At 62.4% G+C, this 17,656-nt stretch carries 17 protein-coding genes; 14 read left to right on the forward strand and 3 right to left on the reverse strand.

Annotated features, from left to right (window positions below; all coding sequences use genetic code 11):
• The first annotated feature begins 244 nt into the window (after positions 1-244).
• From NKH13_RS03005 to NKH13_RS03035, 7 genes are all read left to right on the forward strand, one after another.
• Positions 245-1,147 (forward strand): GntR family transcriptional regulator, encoded by a 903-nt coding sequence (locus NKH13_RS03005; RefSeq protein WP_352713961.1) that lies wholly within the window; start codon positions 245-247, stop codon positions 1,145-1,147.
• A 119-nt stretch (positions 1,148-1,266) separates the two neighbouring features.
• Positions 1,267-1,623 (forward strand): DUF2946 family protein, encoded by a 357-nt coding sequence (locus NKH13_RS03010; RefSeq protein ID WP_352713956.1) that lies wholly within the window; start codon positions 1,267-1,269, stop codon positions 1,621-1,623.
• A 102-nt stretch (positions 1,624-1,725) separates the two neighbouring features.
• Positions 1,726-2,262, forward strand: a complete 537-nt coding sequence (locus NKH13_RS03015; RefSeq protein WP_352713952.1) for a copper chaperone PCu(A)C — start codon at positions 1,726-1,728, stop codon at positions 2,260-2,262.
• Positions 2,263-2,287: 25 nt separating this feature from the next.
• Positions 2,288-2,806 (forward strand): YcnI family copper-binding membrane protein, encoded by a 519-nt coding sequence (locus NKH13_RS03020; protein WP_352456800.1) that lies wholly within the window; start codon positions 2,288-2,290, stop codon positions 2,804-2,806.
• Positions 2,807-2,858: 52 nt separating this feature from the next.
• Positions 2,859-4,496, forward strand: a complete 1,638-nt coding sequence (locus NKH13_RS03025; protein ID WP_352713949.1) for a copper resistance CopC/CopD family protein — start codon at positions 2,859-2,861, stop codon at positions 4,494-4,496.
• Between the two features lie 120 nt (positions 4,497-4,616).
• Positions 4,617-6,041 (forward strand): NADP-dependent phosphogluconate dehydrogenase, encoded by a 1,425-nt coding sequence (gnd, locus tag NKH13_RS03030; protein WP_352910549.1) that lies wholly within the window; start codon positions 4,617-4,619, stop codon positions 6,039-6,041.
• 187 nt (positions 6,042-6,228) lie between these two features.
• Positions 6,229-6,459 (forward strand): hypothetical protein, encoded by a 231-nt coding sequence (locus NKH13_RS03035; RefSeq protein WP_095488311.1) that lies wholly within the window; start codon positions 6,229-6,231, stop codon positions 6,457-6,459.
• A 362-nt stretch (positions 6,460-6,821) separates the two neighbouring features.
• Here the strand turns inward: NKH13_RS03035 and NKH13_RS03040 are convergent, their stop codons facing one another.
• Positions 6,822-8,495, reverse strand: coding sequence for a winged helix-turn-helix domain-containing tetratricopeptide repeat protein (locus NKH13_RS03040; protein ID WP_352910552.1), 1,674 nt, complete (start codon positions 8,493-8,495; stop codon positions 6,822-6,824).
• 88 nt (positions 8,496-8,583) lie between these two features.
• Between NKH13_RS03040 and NKH13_RS03045 the strand changes: the two genes are divergently transcribed.
• Positions 8,584-8,892, forward strand: a complete 309-nt coding sequence (locus NKH13_RS03045; RefSeq protein ID WP_352713936.1) for a hypothetical protein — start codon at positions 8,584-8,586, stop codon at positions 8,890-8,892.
• A 205-nt stretch (positions 8,893-9,097) separates the two neighbouring features.
• Here NKH13_RS03045 and NKH13_RS03050 read toward each other — a convergent pair whose 3' ends face one another.
• Entirely contained in the window at positions 9,098-9,526 is a 429-nt protein-coding gene (locus NKH13_RS03050; RefSeq protein ID WP_352713935.1) for a YybH family protein, read from the reverse strand.
• A 328-nt stretch (positions 9,527-9,854) separates the two neighbouring features.
• Positions 9,855-10,904 carry a LacI family transcriptional regulator gene (locus NKH13_RS03055; RefSeq protein WP_023721952.1) on the reverse strand — a complete coding sequence of 350 codons (1,050 nt, stop codon included), beginning with the start codon at positions 10,902-10,904 and terminating at the stop codon, positions 9,855-9,857.
• A 394-nt stretch (positions 10,905-11,298) separates the two neighbouring features.
• Between NKH13_RS03055 and NKH13_RS03060 the strand changes: the two genes are divergently transcribed.
• The 6 genes from NKH13_RS03060 (at position 11,299) to NKH13_RS03085 (ending at position 17,601) form a co-directional block, all read left to right on the forward strand.
• The gene (locus tag NKH13_RS03060; RefSeq protein WP_352456792.1) at positions 11,299-12,537 is read left to right on the forward strand and encodes an ABC transporter substrate-binding protein; all 1,239 of its coding nucleotides are present in this window, start codon (positions 11,299-11,301) and stop codon (positions 12,535-12,537) included.
• A gap of 109 nt (positions 12,538-12,646) precedes the next feature.
• Positions 12,647-13,540, forward strand: a complete 894-nt coding sequence (locus NKH13_RS03065; protein ID WP_352910556.1) for a carbohydrate ABC transporter permease — start codon at positions 12,647-12,649, stop codon at positions 13,538-13,540.
• Complete coding sequence (locus NKH13_RS03070; RefSeq protein ID WP_352713926.1) at positions 13,533-14,468, forward strand: carbohydrate ABC transporter permease; 936 nt, start codon at positions 13,533-13,535, stop codon at positions 14,466-14,468. The genes NKH13_RS03065 and NKH13_RS03070 overlap by 8 nt, the downstream gene beginning before the upstream one ends.
• Positions 14,469-14,473: 5 nt before the next feature.
• Positions 14,474-15,604, forward strand: a complete 1,131-nt coding sequence (locus tag NKH13_RS03075) for an ABC transporter ATP-binding protein (RefSeq protein ID WP_352910559.1) — start codon at positions 14,474-14,476, stop codon at positions 15,602-15,604.
• An 89-nt stretch (positions 15,605-15,693) separates the two neighbouring features.
• Positions 15,694-16,440, forward strand: coding sequence for a sugar phosphate isomerase/epimerase family protein (locus NKH13_RS03080; protein ID WP_352910561.1), 747 nt, complete (start codon positions 15,694-15,696; stop codon positions 16,438-16,440).
• Between the two features lie 12 nt (positions 16,441-16,452).
• Positions 16,453-17,601 (forward strand): Gfo/Idh/MocA family protein, encoded by a 1,149-nt coding sequence (locus tag NKH13_RS03085; RefSeq protein WP_352713919.1) that lies wholly within the window; start codon positions 16,453-16,455, stop codon positions 17,599-17,601.
• Positions 17,602-17,656: the final 55 nt, after the last annotated feature.

The raw sequence follows: 17,656 nt of genomic DNA on the forward strand, positions 1-17,656 counted from the left end.
GGTGTGTTCCTGGGTGCGCGAGCGGATTGACACGCGGCTCTTAACATATAATGTCTTTTATCGTGAAAAAACATTTTTGCGTCAATTGTTTTTTCGCCAGAGCGCGACGCGTCTTTTGGATGCGTGAAGTAGGCTCTACAGCCAAAACTAGCGTTGCGCATGATGTTTTCCGAAGCGGTACCGGTTTCATGCACGAGAAACGCTTCACGTCGGACGCAAACGGCGGCGCGCCACGGGGCAGGGGATGTCGAAGAGCAACAACGTTTACAAGGATGCCTATAATCGCGGTCTGAGGCTGCTCGACGAAACCAGGAGCCTGCCTTCGGAGCCGGAGCTGGGCACGCTGCTCGGCGTCAGCCGCACGACGGTCCGCACCATCCTTGCGCGCATGGAAGAAACCGGGCTGATCGACTGGAACAAGCGCAGCAAGACGGTTCTGCGCGAACCGCGGCCGGACGATTTCTTCCCTGAGGAAGAAACCGACACGCTGGCCGAGATCATCGAGCGCTCCTTCATGCGGCGGCTGCTTGCCAGCGGTGCCGAAGCCGGCATGCAGATCAACGAGCTCGAACTGGCGCGCGAGATCGGCGTCGGCACCACCAGCGTGCGCGAATTCCTGATCCGCTTCTCGCGCTTTGGGCTGATCGAGAAGCGCCGCAACAGCCACTGGGTGCTGAAAGGCTTTACCCGCGCCTTCGCGCTGGAGCTGACCGAAATCCGCGAGATGTTCGAACTGCGCTCGGCCGCAGCCTTTGCCGCTCTGCCCGAGGATAGCCCGGTGTGGGCCGACCTCGACCGCCTGGAAGACGAGCATCACCGGCTGGCACGGGAGATTGCCGTGCGTTTCAACGAATTCTCCGAGCTTGACGAGCGCTTTCACCGGCTGATCCACCGGGCGTCGCACAACCGCTTCATCGTCGATTTCTACGATGTCATCGCCATGATCTTCCACTACCACTACCAGTGGAACAAGGCGCAGGAGCGTGAGCGCAACGAAGTCGCGGTCCAGGAGCATCTCGCCTATATCGCTGCGCTCAAGTCGCGCGATCTCGCCAAGGTCGACGCCGCCTGCCGCAAGCACCTGAAATCGGCCCGCCACACGCTGCTAACGTCGATCCCGGAGGGCAGGCAGCCGCTGCGCGCGTGATTGTGTTGCGTTGCCGCAGCAACGTTTTGGCGATTTTCCGGCCGCCGGCTCCGTGCTAGAGAGCTGACGTTGCTGCGTGAAGAGGCTGGTTCTTGACCATACGCCGGAGACGATGGAGCATGCCGGTCGCATTCGCCGCGGCGTGGCTTTTCGTGCTCCAGTCGATGTTCGGCGCGTTTGCTTCCGGCGTCGAGCCGAACGCCTCGCAATTCGATGCTTTCGGCAACACGATCTGCACCCATGACGGCGCGGCGCAACTCCCCGCCGGCGATCCGCATCAGCAGCACATGCCGGCTTGCTGCATGCTTGGTTGCAACCTCGTCTCGGCGATCTACGCGCCGCCCGGTGCCGCCGGGAGCCTGGCTCGCAGCCTTTCCGTCGAAACCATCGCCTTTGTCCTGCCGGCCTTCCGGCATCGCGATTTCGCCCGCGCCCGCACTCCGTCCAATCCGCGCGCACCACCGGCGACGGCCTGATCCGTTCTGGTTGGCGCCGCGCAACGCTTTGCCGGCGCGTTTATCGACATCGTTCGCGACCGGCCATCGGCGCGATCCCCCATTAAAGTCCACGGAGCAATCATGTCTCACTCTTTTCGCGCTGCCGCATCCAGCCGCAGGCGCTTCGCACTGGGTGGTTTCGAGCAGCGTCTCGGCGTCGCCCTTTGCGTTATTGCCCTCCTGTTCGCCAGCGCCCAGACGGTGTTGGCACATGAGTTCAAGCTTGGCGATCTCGAGATCGGGCACCCCTGGTCGCGCGCCACACCAGCCGGTGCCAAGGTAGCCGGCGGCTACTTCACCATCACCAACACCGGCAGTGCGCCGGATCGCCTGCTGTCGATCACCTCCGACATCTCGGCCAAGGCCGAACTGCACGAGATGGGCGTCAGCAATGGCGTCATGACCATGCGGCCGGTCACCGGCGGCCTCGAAATCCCGGCCGGCGGCAAGGTCGCATTGGCGCCCAACGGCTATCATTTGATGTTCAGGGATTTGAAGCGGCAGCCCAAGGAGGGCGAAATGTTCTCCGCCACGCTGACCTTCGAAAAAGCCGGGCCCGTGCAGATTGAATTCGCCGTGCAAGGCATCGGCAGCGCGGCGCCCCAGGACGACGACTGACTTGGCCGCTTCGAGAGGTAGCATCATGAAGAAATCGCTTTTGCCCGGCTGCGTGCTTCTTGTCCTTGGGACCAGCGCGGCCTTTGCCCACATCACGCTCGAAACGCCGGAGGCGGCGGTGGGCTCGACCTACAAGGCGGTTCTTCGGGTGCCGCATGGCTGCGAGGGCAAGGCAACGACCGCCTTGCGCGTGCAGATCCCGGAAGGGGTGCTTTCGGTCAAACCGATGCCGAAGCCAGGCTGGACGCTGCAGGTCAAGAACGGCAAATACGAGAAGTCCTACCAGCTCTACGGCCAGGCAGTGACCAGCGGCGTTAAGGAGATCGACTGGAGCGCCGGCAGCCTGCCGGACGAGTTCTACGACGAATTCGTCTTTCGCGCGACGCTGGCGTCCGACCTGCCGGCAGGCCAGACGCTGCATTTCCCGGTGGTGCAGGAATGTGACGGCGTTGCCGATCGCTGGATCGAGATCCCGGCGGCCGGGCAGGCTGAGGACGCGCTGGAATTTCCGGCGCCCGGCCTCAAGCTGCTGCCGAAGAAGTGAGCTCCGGCGGCGCGCTTTGGCGGATGAGCGCGCCGCTGCTCTTGGCGGTGAGATGAGCGCGGCATCCTTCCTGCGGCAAGCTTGCATGGCCGGCAACTATTCTGGCCGGCTTGTGGCTGGCCTGCTTGCCGCCATCGTGCTGCTCGCCGTAATTGCCATGCCTGGTCCGGCCTTCGCCCATGCGGCGCTGATCAAGGCCGAGCCGGCTGATGGTGCGGTGCTGGCGCAGAGCCCGTCGCAGATGTCGCTGACCTTCAGCGAACCGGTTTCGCCGCTGGTGCTGACGCTGGTGCGGCCCGACGGCACGTCGATCCCGCTGACCTCCTTCCGGCTCAGCGGCCAGACCGTCGAGATCGACAATCCGCAGGCGCTGAAATCCGGCACGCATGTGCTGAGCTGGCGGGTGATTTCCGCCGACGGGCATCCGGTCGGCGGCTCGGTGCTGTTCTCGGTCGGTGCACCGAGTGCCGCGCCGGCCGCCTCCGAAGCCGTCGACCGGACGCTTCGAACCGCGATCTGGATCGGCAAGGTCTTTCTGTATATCGGCCTGTTTTTCGGCGTCGGCGGTGCCTTTGCGCTGGCCTGGCTGGCGCAAGGCGGGCGACCCGGCCAGCGCCTGATCGTCGCTGCGATCCTGTGCGGGCTGGCCGCCGCACCCCTGTCGCTCGGTTTCCAGGGGCTGGATGCACTCGGTGCGCCGCTTGCCCGGCTGGCGCAGCCGATCATCTGGCAGACCGGGCTCGGCACCAGCTTCGGCTGGACGGTGCTGATCGCGCTGATGGCGCTCGGCCTTGGCCTGTTATCGCTGGTGGTGCCGCACGCCGACGCAAAGCCGCTGGCCTTGGCCGGACTGGTTGGCGTCGGCGCAGCACTTGCCGCCAGCGGCCATGCCAGTGCCGCCGAGCCGCAATGGCTGACCCGGCCGATGGTGTTTCTGCATGCCACTGGTATCGCGATCTGGGCCGGGGCGCTGGCGCCGCTCGGTCTTGCCTTGAAACGGCAGCCGCACAAAGCCGGGCCGTTGCTGCGCCGGTTTTCGCGAGCGATCCTGTTCGTCGTGGCCGTGCTTGCGGCAGCCGGCATCGTGCTCGCCGTCATCCAGGTGCAAACGCCGTCGGCGCTTGTCCATACCGCTTACGGCCGGCTGCTGCTGCTCAAGCTGGTGCTGCTCGTCTTCCTGTTCACGCTCGCCGCCGTCAATCGCCTCAAGCTTACGGCCCCGGCTGAGGCGGGCGAAACGGAAGTCCAGCGGCGGCTGGCCCGCTCGATCGCCATCGAGGTGCTGATCGTGCTGGCGATCTTCGGCGTTGCCGCCGGATGGCGCTTCACGCCGCCGCCGCGCGCGCTGGCGATCGCCGCGGCACAGCCGGCATCGGTGCATATCCACACGCTGCAGGCGATGGCCGACCTCAGCATTGTGCCCGGCCATGCCGGGCCTGTTGCCGCTTCGATCTTCATCATGACCGGCGATTTCGGCCCGCTCGACGCAAAGCAGGTGACGCTGGTGCTATCAAAGCCCGATTCCGGCATCGAACCCATCAAGCGCCCGGCGACGAGGCTTGGCGACGGCACCTGGCGCGTCGACGATCTCGTCATTCCGGTCGCCGGCCGGTGGACGGCGCGGCTCGATATCCTGGTCTCGGATTTCGAGATGGTGAAGATAGAGGCGCCGATCGACATCAGGCCGTGACGAGAGCGCCGGTCCACGCAACACAATTCGGCGAGGCGGTTGACGCGGCATTGAAGGCCCGTCAATCATCGTCATCAATCGCGGCTCAAAGCAACAAGATCCGAAAGCAGGGAAGAAACAATGGAAAAAGCCGAAATCGGCCTGATCGGCCTTGGCACGATGGGCTCCAACCTGGCGCTCAATATCGCCGAGAAGGGGCACCGCATCGCCGTCTTCAATCGCACCGCGGCGCGCACCGATGCCTTTGTCGAAAATGCCGGCGCGCTCAGGGATAGGGTGGTGCCTTGCTATAGCCTCGAGGAACTGGCCGCCGCGATCCGGCCGCCGCGGCCGATCATCATCATGGTGCTGGCCGGCAAGCCGGTCGACGAGCAGATCGCGGCATTGCGCGGCGTGCTGTCGGCCAACGACATCGTCATCGACGCCGGCAATGCCAATTTCCGCGACACGATGCGGCGCTTCTCGGAGCTTACCGATTCGGGCCTGACCTTCATCGGCATGGGCGTGTCCGGCGGCGAGGAGGGCGCCCGCCACGGTCCCTCGATCATGGTCGGCGGCACCGAAGAGTCCTGGAAGCGCGTCGAAAAGGTGCTGACCGCGATCTCGGCCAAGTTCAAGGGCGAGCCTTGCGCGGCGTGGCTTGGCACCGACGGCGCCGGCCATTTCGTGAAGACCATCCACAACGGCATCGAATATGCCGACATGCAGATGATCGCCGAGATCTACGGCATCTTGCGCGACGGGCTAGGCACGGGGCCGAAAGAAATCGCCGAGGTGTTTTCGCAGTGGAACACGGGCCGGCTCAATTCGTACCTGATCGAGATCACCGCCAAGGTGCTGGCTGCCGACGATCCCAAGACCGGCAAACCGGTGGTCGACATCATCCTCGACCGCGCCGGCCAGAAAGGCACCGGCAAATGGTCGGTGATCGAGGCGCAGCAGCTCGGCATCCCGGCCACCGCGATCGAAGCGGCTGTGGCGGCACGCGTGCTATCGTCGATCAAGGACGAGCGGCTTGCCGCCGAAAAGGTTTATGGCGGCGGCGTGAGCAAGATTTCCGGAGATAGGGACGCCCTGCTCGGCGATCTCGAACTGGCGCTGTTTGCCGGCAAGATCGCCGCCTACGCGCAAGGCTTCGCGGTGATGAGCGGCGCATCGCAGGAATTCAAGTGGAACCTGCCGATGCCGGTCATCGCCAAGATCTGGCGGGCCGGCTGCATCATCCGCTCGCAATTGCTCGATACGATGGCGGAGGCCTTCGGCGCCGGCGGCGCAGCCACCAACCTGCTGATGGCGCCGGCTTTCGTCTCGTTGATGCAGGAGGCACATCCGTCGCTTCGCCGTGTCGTGGCAAGGGCGGCCGAAGCCGGCTCGCCGGTGCCGGCCCTGTCATCTGCGCTTGCCTATTTCGACAGTTACCGGCAGGGCCGCGGCACTTCGAACCTGATCCAGGCGCAGCGCGATTTCTTCGGCGCGCACGGCTTCGAGCGCATCGATGGGCAGGGCGCTTTCCATGGGCCCTGGGGGAATGGGGCGGCGGGGTAGCGCCTGAACTTGGACGCAGAGCCCAATTTTGCGGTTGCCAGAAAGCAGATATCTCCAGCGACCAACTGGGTGTCGGGTCGCGCCAGGAACCTGCTATGCCGGTAGAGACGATTGACGGTCTCATCGGCATCGGCGGAGCCGCGAATCTGTGGTAAGCCGCCGCTCAACCAACCAAAGGACGACACCTGTGAGCGAACCGACCGTGGCCCAGGCGACCGAAAGTATCTATGCCTCCCTCCGGGCGGACAATGCCGACATCGACGCACATATCGCGACGCTTAAAGCAGCGCTGACACGAGAAGGGATAAAACAGGCGGTGTTCGATCCGACCAAGTTGGCGCAGAACAACCGCTCGGGGCGCAAGTTGATGCAGGCCTATTTTCGGCAGCGCGGCGTGAGCGTGAGGTTTTCGGACTAGTAGAGCCGCGCTCGGGTGATCTCAAGCGCGCCGTTGGGAGTTCTCGGGCCGGTCCGGCGGTTCGCCATCTGGACATCGGGACTGCGCCTCATGTCGGCCATTGAGGTGACTGTTGCCACTGCCTGAGAGCAGACATTGTTGGCGACCATTTTGGAGGTCGCGGTTGCGCCATCTGCGGAAGTTCGAGGCATCGCCGATGAACGGCAGCCGTCGGCCCCGTTCCAGAAGTTGGGGTGCGAGCGCACCTCCAATATTCTTGCGAAGGATGATCCTGCTTTGAGGGCAACCAGCGCCCACAACACAAAGGCTTCAACGGTTTTTTGCGGCCAATTGGCTTCTGCCGGGCCGCATACGGTCAGCCGTCACTCCGGCAAGCCCGCGAACCGCATGTGTCCGATCCAGCGCTCGAGGGGTCCGGGGGCGGTCCAGTTCTTCTCCCACTGCTTGCGTTGTTTGCTGATGGAGTCGCCGGGCGAGTCTTTGAGGAAAACCGCAAGCGCTTCCTTTGCCTCCCGCTGGTTTCCCAGACAAGCGTAGATCCCCGCAAGCATTCGGTGTGCGCCGATCGGGATTGGGGACATTTTCCGCATCGCCGTTAGCGCAGCCCCGCAATCGTTCTTTTCATAGAGCGCCCAGCCCATGTCCCAGTTGTACCAGTCGGGGTAGAAGGGATCGATGCCTTTGGCCTGCTCGATCCGATCGATCGCTTCGTCGGTGCGGCCGGCAAAGAGCAGCGGGGCCGCACTGCCCTCGAGGATATTCGAGGCGCTGGGGTTCAGGGCGATCGCCTGATCGAACTGCGCAATGGCCTGCTCGATCTCGCCGGCTTCACTATGGATTTGGGCGCGGATTTGATGCGCGTTGGCATCGTCCGGAGCGAGCAGGATGGCCTTGTCGGCGTACTCTGCGGCCCGCTTTAACGCCTCGTCGGGGTTGTTTTCCTGCTTGTGCCAGAATACCGAGTCAAAGCGATAGGACCAGGCCAGCCCGATATAGCCGAATTGGGAGTTCGGATCCGCTTCAATCGCCTTGAGGCTGAGCTGCCGCAGCAGTTCGTTCCCCGCGGCAGAAAAATCCTTTTTGTTCGCGGCAGACCCCATCATGAGATAACTGAGCGCGCTAACCCGGGCGGCGTCGCTCTGTGGCAAGGGTCGCTCGATCCTTTGCCCGACCCGAGCCGCAAGCGTGCGGATGATCTCCTCCTGGACGACGAAAAGATCGCCGATCTCCCGGTTGTAGGTGTTGGCCCAGACATGCGATCCGTCATGCGCATTCAGCAACTGGGCGGTCACTTTCAGCCGGTCTCCGGCCTTCTGCTGGCTGCCTTCGAGCAGGTAGTCGACGCCGAGTTCATCTCCGATCTGCCTGGTGTCGATGGGCTTATCGCGGTACCTGAAGCTCGAGTTCCGCGCGATGACGGCATAAGTCTTGCTCCGCGCCAGCTCGGTGATGATCCCCTCGGCAACGGCATCGCTGAGATATCCCTTATCCGCACCGGCACTCATGTCGTCGAAGGGAAGGACCGCAATCCTGGGCATGTCGCTCGAACGAACGGGAGCGGCTCGCCATACTTCCGCGCCGTAGTATGCGCCGATCGCCGCCGCAACGAGAGCGAGTGCAGCAAGAATGAAGCCGCGCTGCGAGAATCGTGTCTTGGCACGTTCCATGCCGGCTGCGGCGTTTGGGTCCGCCGCGTCCGACGGATCGGCATTCAGTCGGTAGCCTCTCCGAGGCACGGTTTCCACGATCACGTGCGCGTCGTCCGCCAATGCGCGGCGAATATCGGCAATGCATTGAGTGAGGCTGTCTTCGGTCACGAAGGTATCGGGCCAAACCGCCTGCATCATCGCATCCTTGGACACGATTTCGCCTGGTCGCGCCGCGAGCACGGAGAGCACTTCGACGGACTGGCTGCGAAGATTGACCGCTTTGCCTTCCACGGTTCGGAGTTCGTTGCTGTTCGCAAGAAAAACAAAACCGCGGAACGTGACCGTTTCAGCAGATTTCAGGTCAATTTCAGGGGCCGTTCGGGACATTTCACCCTCTTGGCGCGCCTCCTAGCATAGCCCATTCGGCCGTCGCCTCCAAGCGATCCTGGCGGCACCGGATGAAACGGAGGACGACATGAATCGCACCAAGCTCATCATCGCTCTGGCTCTTTTCTTGACAGTGTCAACGGCTGCGAAAGCAGAGCCTCAATCTCTAAATGCAACCGCGCATATAATTTCTCTTGTATTTGTCGATGGCCGCATCGATGAACGCCGAGAACAAAAATCTTTCGACACGATCAAAATCTGCTTCGCATGGAAGCACCAGGGGGAATTTCTTCCGCCGCAACCGGGTTCTTTTGCTTCTTCCACGTTCTGTGAGCTGACTAACTTTGATCCTACTCCGACGGCTAGTATCTCCCAAGTTGCCCAGGAGGGTCAGTGAGGGCGATCCTCGATCGCCCCTCGACAGCTTCATCTCGCATGCGACCGACCACGGTCCGTATTGAAGACTTGCAGTCTTAACCTGCAGGTCCGCTCTCGGCGCCAAGGCTGACTGTCAGCAACGGGCCGCCAAATCGACCGTTCACCTACGAACCCTTGCCGCGTGAAAGCCGACATCCCTGTTGAGGACGTTAGGCGTTCCGGAACTACGGCAAGAGATCCGTCACAGCGCGCCCACTTCCGTCCATTGCCATAGGGAAGCTGGCATGTTCGTGGATGATTTTCCAAGAACCGCCGATGCGCCTTAGCACGATGGTTCGCCGGCTCCAGGAGTCGACCTTTGTGCCATCGGTCTTAATGCCAGTCATGCGCGACAGCCCGAAGGCCACTGCAAGATCGCCGTCGATCATGAGCTGCGGGTCAGCCATGTGAACGGTGACGCCGTTGCGCCAAGTTGCAAACCAAGCATCTATCCCTTCGATGTCGCGCGCCTGTTCGCCTCGAAAGGCAAGCGGCGGCGGCAGATCGAAAACCACGACATCCGGGTCCATGGCATCGACGTTGGCGCGGGCGTCCCCCTTGGCAGTTGCGTCTTCCTGGCCCCGGATGACAGACAAGATTTCCTTTTCAGACATATCGTTGCTCCTTCATTTTCTGGAACGACGAGACGGGGGCGATCAATCCGACATCGACACCATTCGTAACAAATATGGCCGGTCCTAGCTGCTGTTGCATCGTGGTATCAAGAGTGATGAGCCCCTTAATCCCGAAACGTGACTGCCGCGTGCTCCTACGGCCGCTTTATGGTGATCTCGTCCCCATATCGGACGGACAGCTTTCGGCCCCAAGCTGCCAGTCAGCAGCGCGCATTTTGCAGCCAAGTGGAACCATTTGGCGTCGCAGAAATGTGGCTAAGACAGTTAGATGGAGCCGGATGCCAGTTCAATTTGAACATACCCCGCTTTAGTCGGGGCGGCGATAGGCCTGCACTTCGCCCGGCTCGCTCAGGCTTTGCAGGGTGCCGGGTGCGGCGCCGCCGATCCAGCCCAGCACCGAGCGGGCGAGCTCGGCGCCGGCCAGCCGGAAGTTCTCGTTGACGACCAGCAATTCGCTGCGAAACAGGTGCAGAAGCTCCGACGATTGTTTGGATACCACATCGACATCGCGGCCAAGCTTGAGGCCGGCGTCTTCGATGCCGGCGACGATGGCGAGCGTCGCGGCGGCGGCGCTGCTGATGAAACCGTCCGGCCTGACATCGCGGCGCATCAGCTGCGCGGTCCGCATTCTGATCTGCTCGATCGAATGATCGATCGAAACGGTGTTGAACGGGATCTCGCTGGCGCCGACCTCGCTCAGCGCATCGGCAAAGCCGGCGAGCGTGTGGCCGTGATAGGTCAGCTCGACAGGCGGCGCCAGCAGAGCCAGCCGGCGGCGGCCGAGGCCGGCCAGATGGCGCACTGCCTCGGCTGCGAAAGCGTAATTGTCGAAATCATGATAAGGATGGATCAGCCCCATATCGGTGCGACCGTGCGTGGCAAAGGGGATGCCGCGCTCCAGCATATAACGGGCCCTCGGATCGTTTGGCTGTGTGCGCGAAATGATGACGCCGTCGGCTGACCCGGTTTCCACGAGGTAGCGGATCGGGTCGAGCGGATCCTGCGAGCGCGAATAGGGCGTCACGATCAAATGATAGGGCGTGTCGGCAATGACTTCGGAAACGCCGTAGATGATATCCGAGACAAAGCTCATGATCTCGTGCTCGGTGTTGAGCACCAGGCTGATGACATTGGTCTTGCCGGTGCGCAGGCGTACGCCGGCACGGTTGGGCCGATAACCGATCTGCTTGGCGACAAGCTGGACACGCCGCCTGGTCTCGGCGCCGATCTCGGGCGCGTCCTTCAGCGCACGCGACACAGTGGTGACGCCCAGCCCGGTCATGAAGGCGAGCGTCTTCAGTGTCGGCCGGCCCTGGCCCGACGCTTCGTCGGCCTTCTCTTTTTGATGCCTGTTCATTCATCCCGCCCCGTCAGGCGCATACCAGTTGCCGGACAGGCCGGCAATCGGCCGGCCGCGGGTTCGCCGCGGGCCTTCACCGAATGAAACCGCTATATACTGAAACGTTACAGATTGTCACGACCATCGCCATATCACTGGCGACAGATGCAGAACGAGCGGTGCTGCAATCGGTGCAAAACCGTGATTGGAACGGGCTTTTTCCGATTTTTTGGCATCGCAGCATTCCATTTTGCAGTGCAACCCCTCTTGTTGCGATGCGGTAGGCCGGCGAGCCGCGCGATTTTATTCGTGCTTCGAAAAAACTTGATGCCACCTTCGCCTGAGGGGTTGCGCGCCTCAAGCAATTGCCGTATCGAAAATCTGTAACGTTTCAGATTCTGGGAGGAACGAAATGCGATACCAACTCATGACTGCTGCGCTGGCTGCGACGGTCGCGCTGCAATTCGCCGGCCCGGCGGCCGCGACGGATCTGGAAGTCACCCATTGGTGGACCTCCGGCGGCGAGGCGGCAGCGGTCGCCGAACTCGCCAAGGCTTTCGACGCAACCGGCAATCATTGGGTGGACGGCGCTATCGCCGGTTCCGGCGGCACGGCGCGGCCGATCATGATCAGCCGCATCACCGGCGGCGATCCGATGGGCGCGACCCAGTTCAATCACGGCCGGCAGGCGGAAGAATTGGTGCAGGCCGGGCTGATGCGCGACCTCACCGATCTCGCCACCAAGGAAAAGTGGACGGAAATCGTGCAGCCGAAGAGCCTGCTCGACGGCTGTACCCTCGATGGCAAGATCTATTGCGTGCCGGTCAATATCCACTCCTGGCAGTGGCTGTGGCTGTCGAACGCCGCCTTCGAAAAAGCCGGCGTGCCGGTGCCGAAGAACTGGAACGAATATGTCGCTGCGGCGCCCGCTCTTGAAAAAGCAGGCATCCAGCCGCTCGCGGTCGGCGGCCAGCCCTGGCAAGCCTCGGGCGCTTTCGACGTGCTGCTTGCGGCGGTCGGCGGCACCGACGCCTTCCTCAAGGTCTACAAGGACAAGGACGCGGAATTCGCCGCCGGGCCCGAGGTCGCCAAGGTCTTCAAGGCCGCGGACGACGCTCGCAAGATGGCGAAGAACACCAATGTGCAGGACTGGAACCAGGCCACCAATCTGGTCATCACCGGCAAGGCGGGCGGCCAGATCATGGGTGACTGGGCGCAGGGCGAGTTCCAGGTTGCCGGCCAGACCGCCGGCAAGGACTATACTTGCCTTCCGGGCCTCGGTCTCAACGAGGTCATCGCCACCGGCGGCGACGCTTTCTACTTCCCGCTGCTGAAGGATCCCGAAAAATCGAAGGCACAGGAAGTGCTGGCCCACACGCTGCTCGATCCCAAGACGCAGGTCGCCTTCAATCTCAAGAAAGGTTCGCTGCCGGTGCGCGGCGACGTCGACCTCAAGGCGGCGAACGACTGCATGAAGAAGGGCCTCGAAATTCTCGCCAAGGGCAATGTCATGCCCTGGACCGACCAGCTGCTTTCGCAGGATACGCAGAAGCAGAAGGAGGATCTGTTCTCCGAGTTCTTCGCCAAGCAGGACATGACCGTGGAAGATGCGCAGAAGCGCTTCGCCGCTATCGTGGGTTCGGCCGATTGAGCGATCGACCAACCGTGTCTCACTCCCGCCCCCGCAAACGCAGGGTCGGGAGCTCGGGTCAAGACCTCTTGACCCTCCGGCCCTTACCCGATCCAGCGCGGCTGTGCAGATGAGCAAGAGCGAACGCCCTAGCCAACTCTTTCGCAACCTCAATGCGAAAATTGCCTCGATCCCAATGATCTTCACCGCGCTGGTGATTTTTGTCGGCGGCACTGTCTGGACGGTGCTGTATTCCTTCACAAATTCCAAGCTGCTGCCGCGGCTGCACTTCGTCGGGCTCGACCAGTACTACCGGCTGTGGGCAACCCCGCGCTGGCTGATCTCGATCGAGAACCTGCTGATCTACGGCGTGCTGTCGCTGGTGTTCTCGCTGGTCATCGGCTTCCTGCTTGCTGCCCTGCTCGACCAGAAGATACGGTTCGAGGACACGTTCCGGACCATTTTCCTCTATCCCTTCGCCCTGTCCTTCATCGTCACCGGTCTCGTCTGGCAGTGGCTGCTCAACCCGGAATTCGGTGTCCAGGGAGTGGTGCGCAGCCTCGGCTGGACGAGCTTCAGCTTCAATCCGCTCTATGATTCCAGCATCGTCATCTACGGTATATTGATCGCCGCTCTCTGGCAGGGCACCGGGCTCATCATGTGCCTGATGCTTGCCGGCCTGCGCGGCATCGACGAGGATATCTGGAAGGCTGCGCGGGTCGACGGGATACCGACCTGGAAGACCTATCTGTTCATCATCATACCGATGATGCGGCCGGTCTTCATCACCACGCTGGTCATCGTCGCCTCCAACATCGTTCGCGTCTACGACCTTGTCGTCGCCCAGACCAGCGGCGGGCCCGGCATCGCCTCCGAAGTCCCGGCCAAATATGTCTATGATTATATGTTCTTCGCCCAGAACCTCGGTCAGGGGTTCGCCGCCTCGACGATGATGCTGCTGTCGGTGATCATCGTCATCGTGCCGTGGGCCTATCTCGAGTTCGGAGGCAAGAAGCGTGTCTGACCATACCGTTTCATTGCCTGCCATTGCCGGCCCCGGCGGGCTCGAAGCCTACGGGCCGAGCGGGCCGAAGCCGCGCCACACATTCTCGCGCCGCAACATCTTCCTCTACGGCACGCTGATCGTGGTGGCGCTTTACTATCTTTTGCCGCTCTACGTGATGGTGGTGACATCGCTCAAAGGCATGCCCGAGATACGTCTCGGCAACATCTTCTCGCCGCCGATGGAGATCACCTTCGAGCCGTGGGTCAAGGCCTGGTCGAGCGCCTGCACCGGGCTCAACTGCGACGGGCTGTCGCGTGGTTTCTGGAATTCGGTGCGCATCACCATCCCGTCGGTGATCCTGTCGATCGCGCTCGCCTCGGTGAACGGCTATGCGCTTGCCAACTGGCGCTTCAAAGGCGCCGACACTTTCTTCATCATCCTGATCGTCGGCGCCTTCATCCCTTATCAGGTGATGATCTATCCGATCGTCATCATCCTGCGCGAGGTCGGCCTTTACGGCAGCCTCAGCGGCCTGGTGATCGTCCATTCAATCTTCGGCATGCCGATCCTCACACTCTTGTTCCGCAACTACTTTACTTCCATGCCGGAGGAGCTGTTCCGGGCAGCGCGTGTCGATGGCGCCGGCTTCTGGGGCATTTATTTCCGCATCATGCTGCCGATGTCGCTGCCGATCTTCGTCGTCGCCATCATCCTGCAGGTGACCGGCATCTGGAACGACTTCCTGTTCGGCGTCGTCTACACCCGCCCCGACACCTATCCGATGACGGTGCAGCTCAACAACATCGTCAACTCGGTGCAAGGCGTGAAGGAATACAACGTCAACATGGCAGCCACCATCCTGACCGGCCTCGTGCCGCTGATCGTCTATTTCCTGTCCGGAAAATTGTTTGTGCGCGGCATCGCCGCCGGCGCCGTGAAAGGATGATGGCGATGAACGCAAACGGCAGCATTGAGGTAAACGGCAGCAAGGGGGCAAACGGCACCAGTGTCTCGATCCAGAACCTGTCGCTGAATTTCGGCGCGATATCGGTGCTGCAGACGCTCAATCTCGATGTCGCCGAAGGCGAGTTCATCGTGCTGCTCGGCCCGTCCGGCTGCGGCAAGTCGACCTTGCTCAACTGCATTGCCGGGCTGCTCGACGTTTCCGAAGGCCGCATCTTCATCAAGGGCAAGAACGTCACCTGGGAAGAGCCCAAGGATCGCGGCATCGGCATGGTGTTCCAGTCCTACGCGCTCTATCCGCAGATGACGGTGGAGAAGAACCTGTCGTTCGGGCTGCGCGTTGCCGGCCTCGCCAAGGACGAGATCGCCAAGCGCATCGCCCGGGCCGCCGAGATCCTGCAGATCGAACCGCTTTTGCATCGCAAGCCGGCGGCCCTGTCCGGCGGCCAGCGCCAGCGCGTGGCGATCGGGCGCGCACTTGTCCGTGACGTCGATGTCTTTCTGTTCGACGAGCCGCTCTCCAACCTCGACGCCAAGCTGCGCGCAGAATTGCGCGTCGAGATCAAGCTGCTGCATCGCAAGCTTGAGAACACCATGATCTACGTCACTCACGACCAGATCGAGGCGATGACGCTGGCCGACCGCATCGCGGTGATGAAGGGCGGCGTCATCCAGCAGCTCGATGCACCGCAGACCATCTATAACCGGCCGGTCAACCGGTTTGTCGCCGGCTTCCTCGGCTCGCCGGCAATGAACTTTCTCGACGGCAGACTGGAGCAGGCGTCAGGCGACTGGCATTTTGTCGCCGAGGATGTGCGGATCCCGCTTGCCACCTATGCTTTCGAGAAGGACCCGGTGCCGGGGCCGGCCGTGTTCGGCATCCGCCCCGAGCATGTGGCGTTCAACAGCGGCACGGGACGGCCGTTCGCAGCCACGGCAAATGTCGAAGTCGTCGAGCCCATGGGTTCCGACACGCTGGTCTGGCTGAAGCTCGGTGGCCAGAATTTCACGGTACGGGTGACAGCCGAGCGCACGCCAAACAACGCGGAGGCCGTTGGCATCGGTTTTGATCCGATGCGCGCTTCGCTGTTCGACGCCGCCACCGGCAGCCGCCTCTAGAGCATGATTTAGCCCCCCAAGATTCTTCCATTTCCCCCCAAGATCCCATCCCCCAAGACTAACCATCCACAAGAAAACGGACAGAGACGATGAACTGGTCATTCCAACTTTACAGCGCTCGCAATTTCCAGCCCTGGGAGGGTGTGCTCAAAATGCTGGGCGAGCTTGGTTACAGCCAAGTCGAAGGATTCGGCGGCGTCTATGACGATCCCAAGGCGTTCCGTGTCGAGCTCGGCAAGAACGGCCTTGCCATGCCGACCGGGCACTTCTCGATCGACGCGCTCGAGAAGGATTTCGACGGCGTGCGCAGGACGGCCGATGCGCTCGACATCACGCTGCTCATCTGCCCCTTCCTGAACGCCGAGTTCAGGCCGGCCGACGCGGCCGGCTGGCGCGGCTTCGGCGAACGCCTGGCCAAGGTCGGCGAGACGGCCAAGAAAGCCGGCTATGGCTTTGCCTGGCACAACCATGATTTCGAGTTCAAGGCGCTTGCCGACGGCTCGGTGCCGCAGGACCATATCCTGTCCTCGGCGCCCGACATCGGCTGGGAGATGGACGTCGCCTGGGTGGTGCGCGGCGGCGTCGATCCGCTGCCCTGGATCGAGAAGCACGGCAAGCGCATCGTCGCTGTCCACGTCAAGGACATGGCCAAGCCGGGCGAGGGCCTCGACGAGGACGGCTGGTCTGACGTCGGCCACGGCACCATCGACTGGCCCGGCCTGATCAAGGCGCTGCGCGCCAAAAGCGCCGCAAAATACTACGTCATGGAACAGGACAACCCCAACGACATCGAGCGCTTCGCCCGCCGCTCGATCGCAGCTGCCAAGACCTATTAGGAGCACACCAGCATGGCAACAAAACTTGGCATCGGCGTCATCGGCTGCGGCAACATCTCGAAGGCGTATTTCTCGCTGGCGCCGCTGTTTCGCGGCATCGAGATGCGCGCCTGCGCCGACATCAACATGGAAGCGGCGAAAGCGCGGGCAAAAGAGTTCAAACTGCGCGCCGAAACCGTCGAGGGGCTGCTCAAGGCCGACGATATCGACATCATCGTCAACCTGACCATTCCGGCGGTGCATTACGAGGTGTCGAAGCAGATCCTCGACGCCGGCAAGCACGTCTATTCGGAGAAGCCCTTCGTGCTGTCGGTCAAGGAAGGGCTCGACCTGAAGAAACGGGCGGAAAACAAGGGGCTGCGCATCGGCTCTGCCCCCGACACCTTCCTCGGCGGCGCGCACCAGCTTGTCCGCGACCTGATCGACACCGGCAGGCTCGGCAGGATCACCAGCGGCACCTGTCATGTGATGAGCCATGGCATGGAGCACTGGCACCCCAATCCGGACTTCTTCTTCCAGCCGGGCGCCGGGCCGGTGCTCGACATCGGACCCTATTACATCACCAACTTGATCCAGCTGATCGGGCCGGTGAAGCAGGTCGCGGCTTTTGCTTCGATCCCGATGACGGAACGCATCATCAGCTCGAAGCCGCGTGCCGGCGAAAAGATCCCGGTCTCCACGCCGACGACGATCCATGGCGTGCTGGAATTCGAGAACGGCGCCGTGGTGACGCTCAACACCAGCTGGGATGTCTGGAGCCACGGCCACGCGCCGATGGAACTCTATGGCGAGGCAGGCACGGTGTTCGTGCCGGATCCGAACTTCTTCGGCGGCGAGGTGCGCTACACCGAAGCCGCCAAGCCGGTGAAGAAGCTGCCGAAATGGCGGCATCCGTTCGGCGTGCCCAACGAGATGCATTCGCACGGCATGATGGCCAACTACCGCACCGCCGGCCTTGCCGACATGGCGATCGCGATCAGGGAAGGCCGGCCGCATCGCTGCTCGATGGAACTGGCGCTGCATGCCGTCGACGTCATGACCGGCCTGTTGCGCTCGGGCGAGACCGGAAAGTTCGTTGTCATGCAGACCAGCTGCGAGCGGCCCGCAGCACTCGGCGTCAAGGCAGCGAAGGAGCTGCTGGCGAAGAAGAAAACGAAGTAGGCGGCGCACCTCCCAAGCACCGCAAAAGCCTCTCCCCGTTTGCGCGGGGAGAGGC

This window comes from Mesorhizobium sp. M1348 (assembly GCF_040317925.1).
GTDB lineage: Bacteria > Pseudomonadota > Alphaproteobacteria > Rhizobiales > Rhizobiaceae > Mesorhizobium.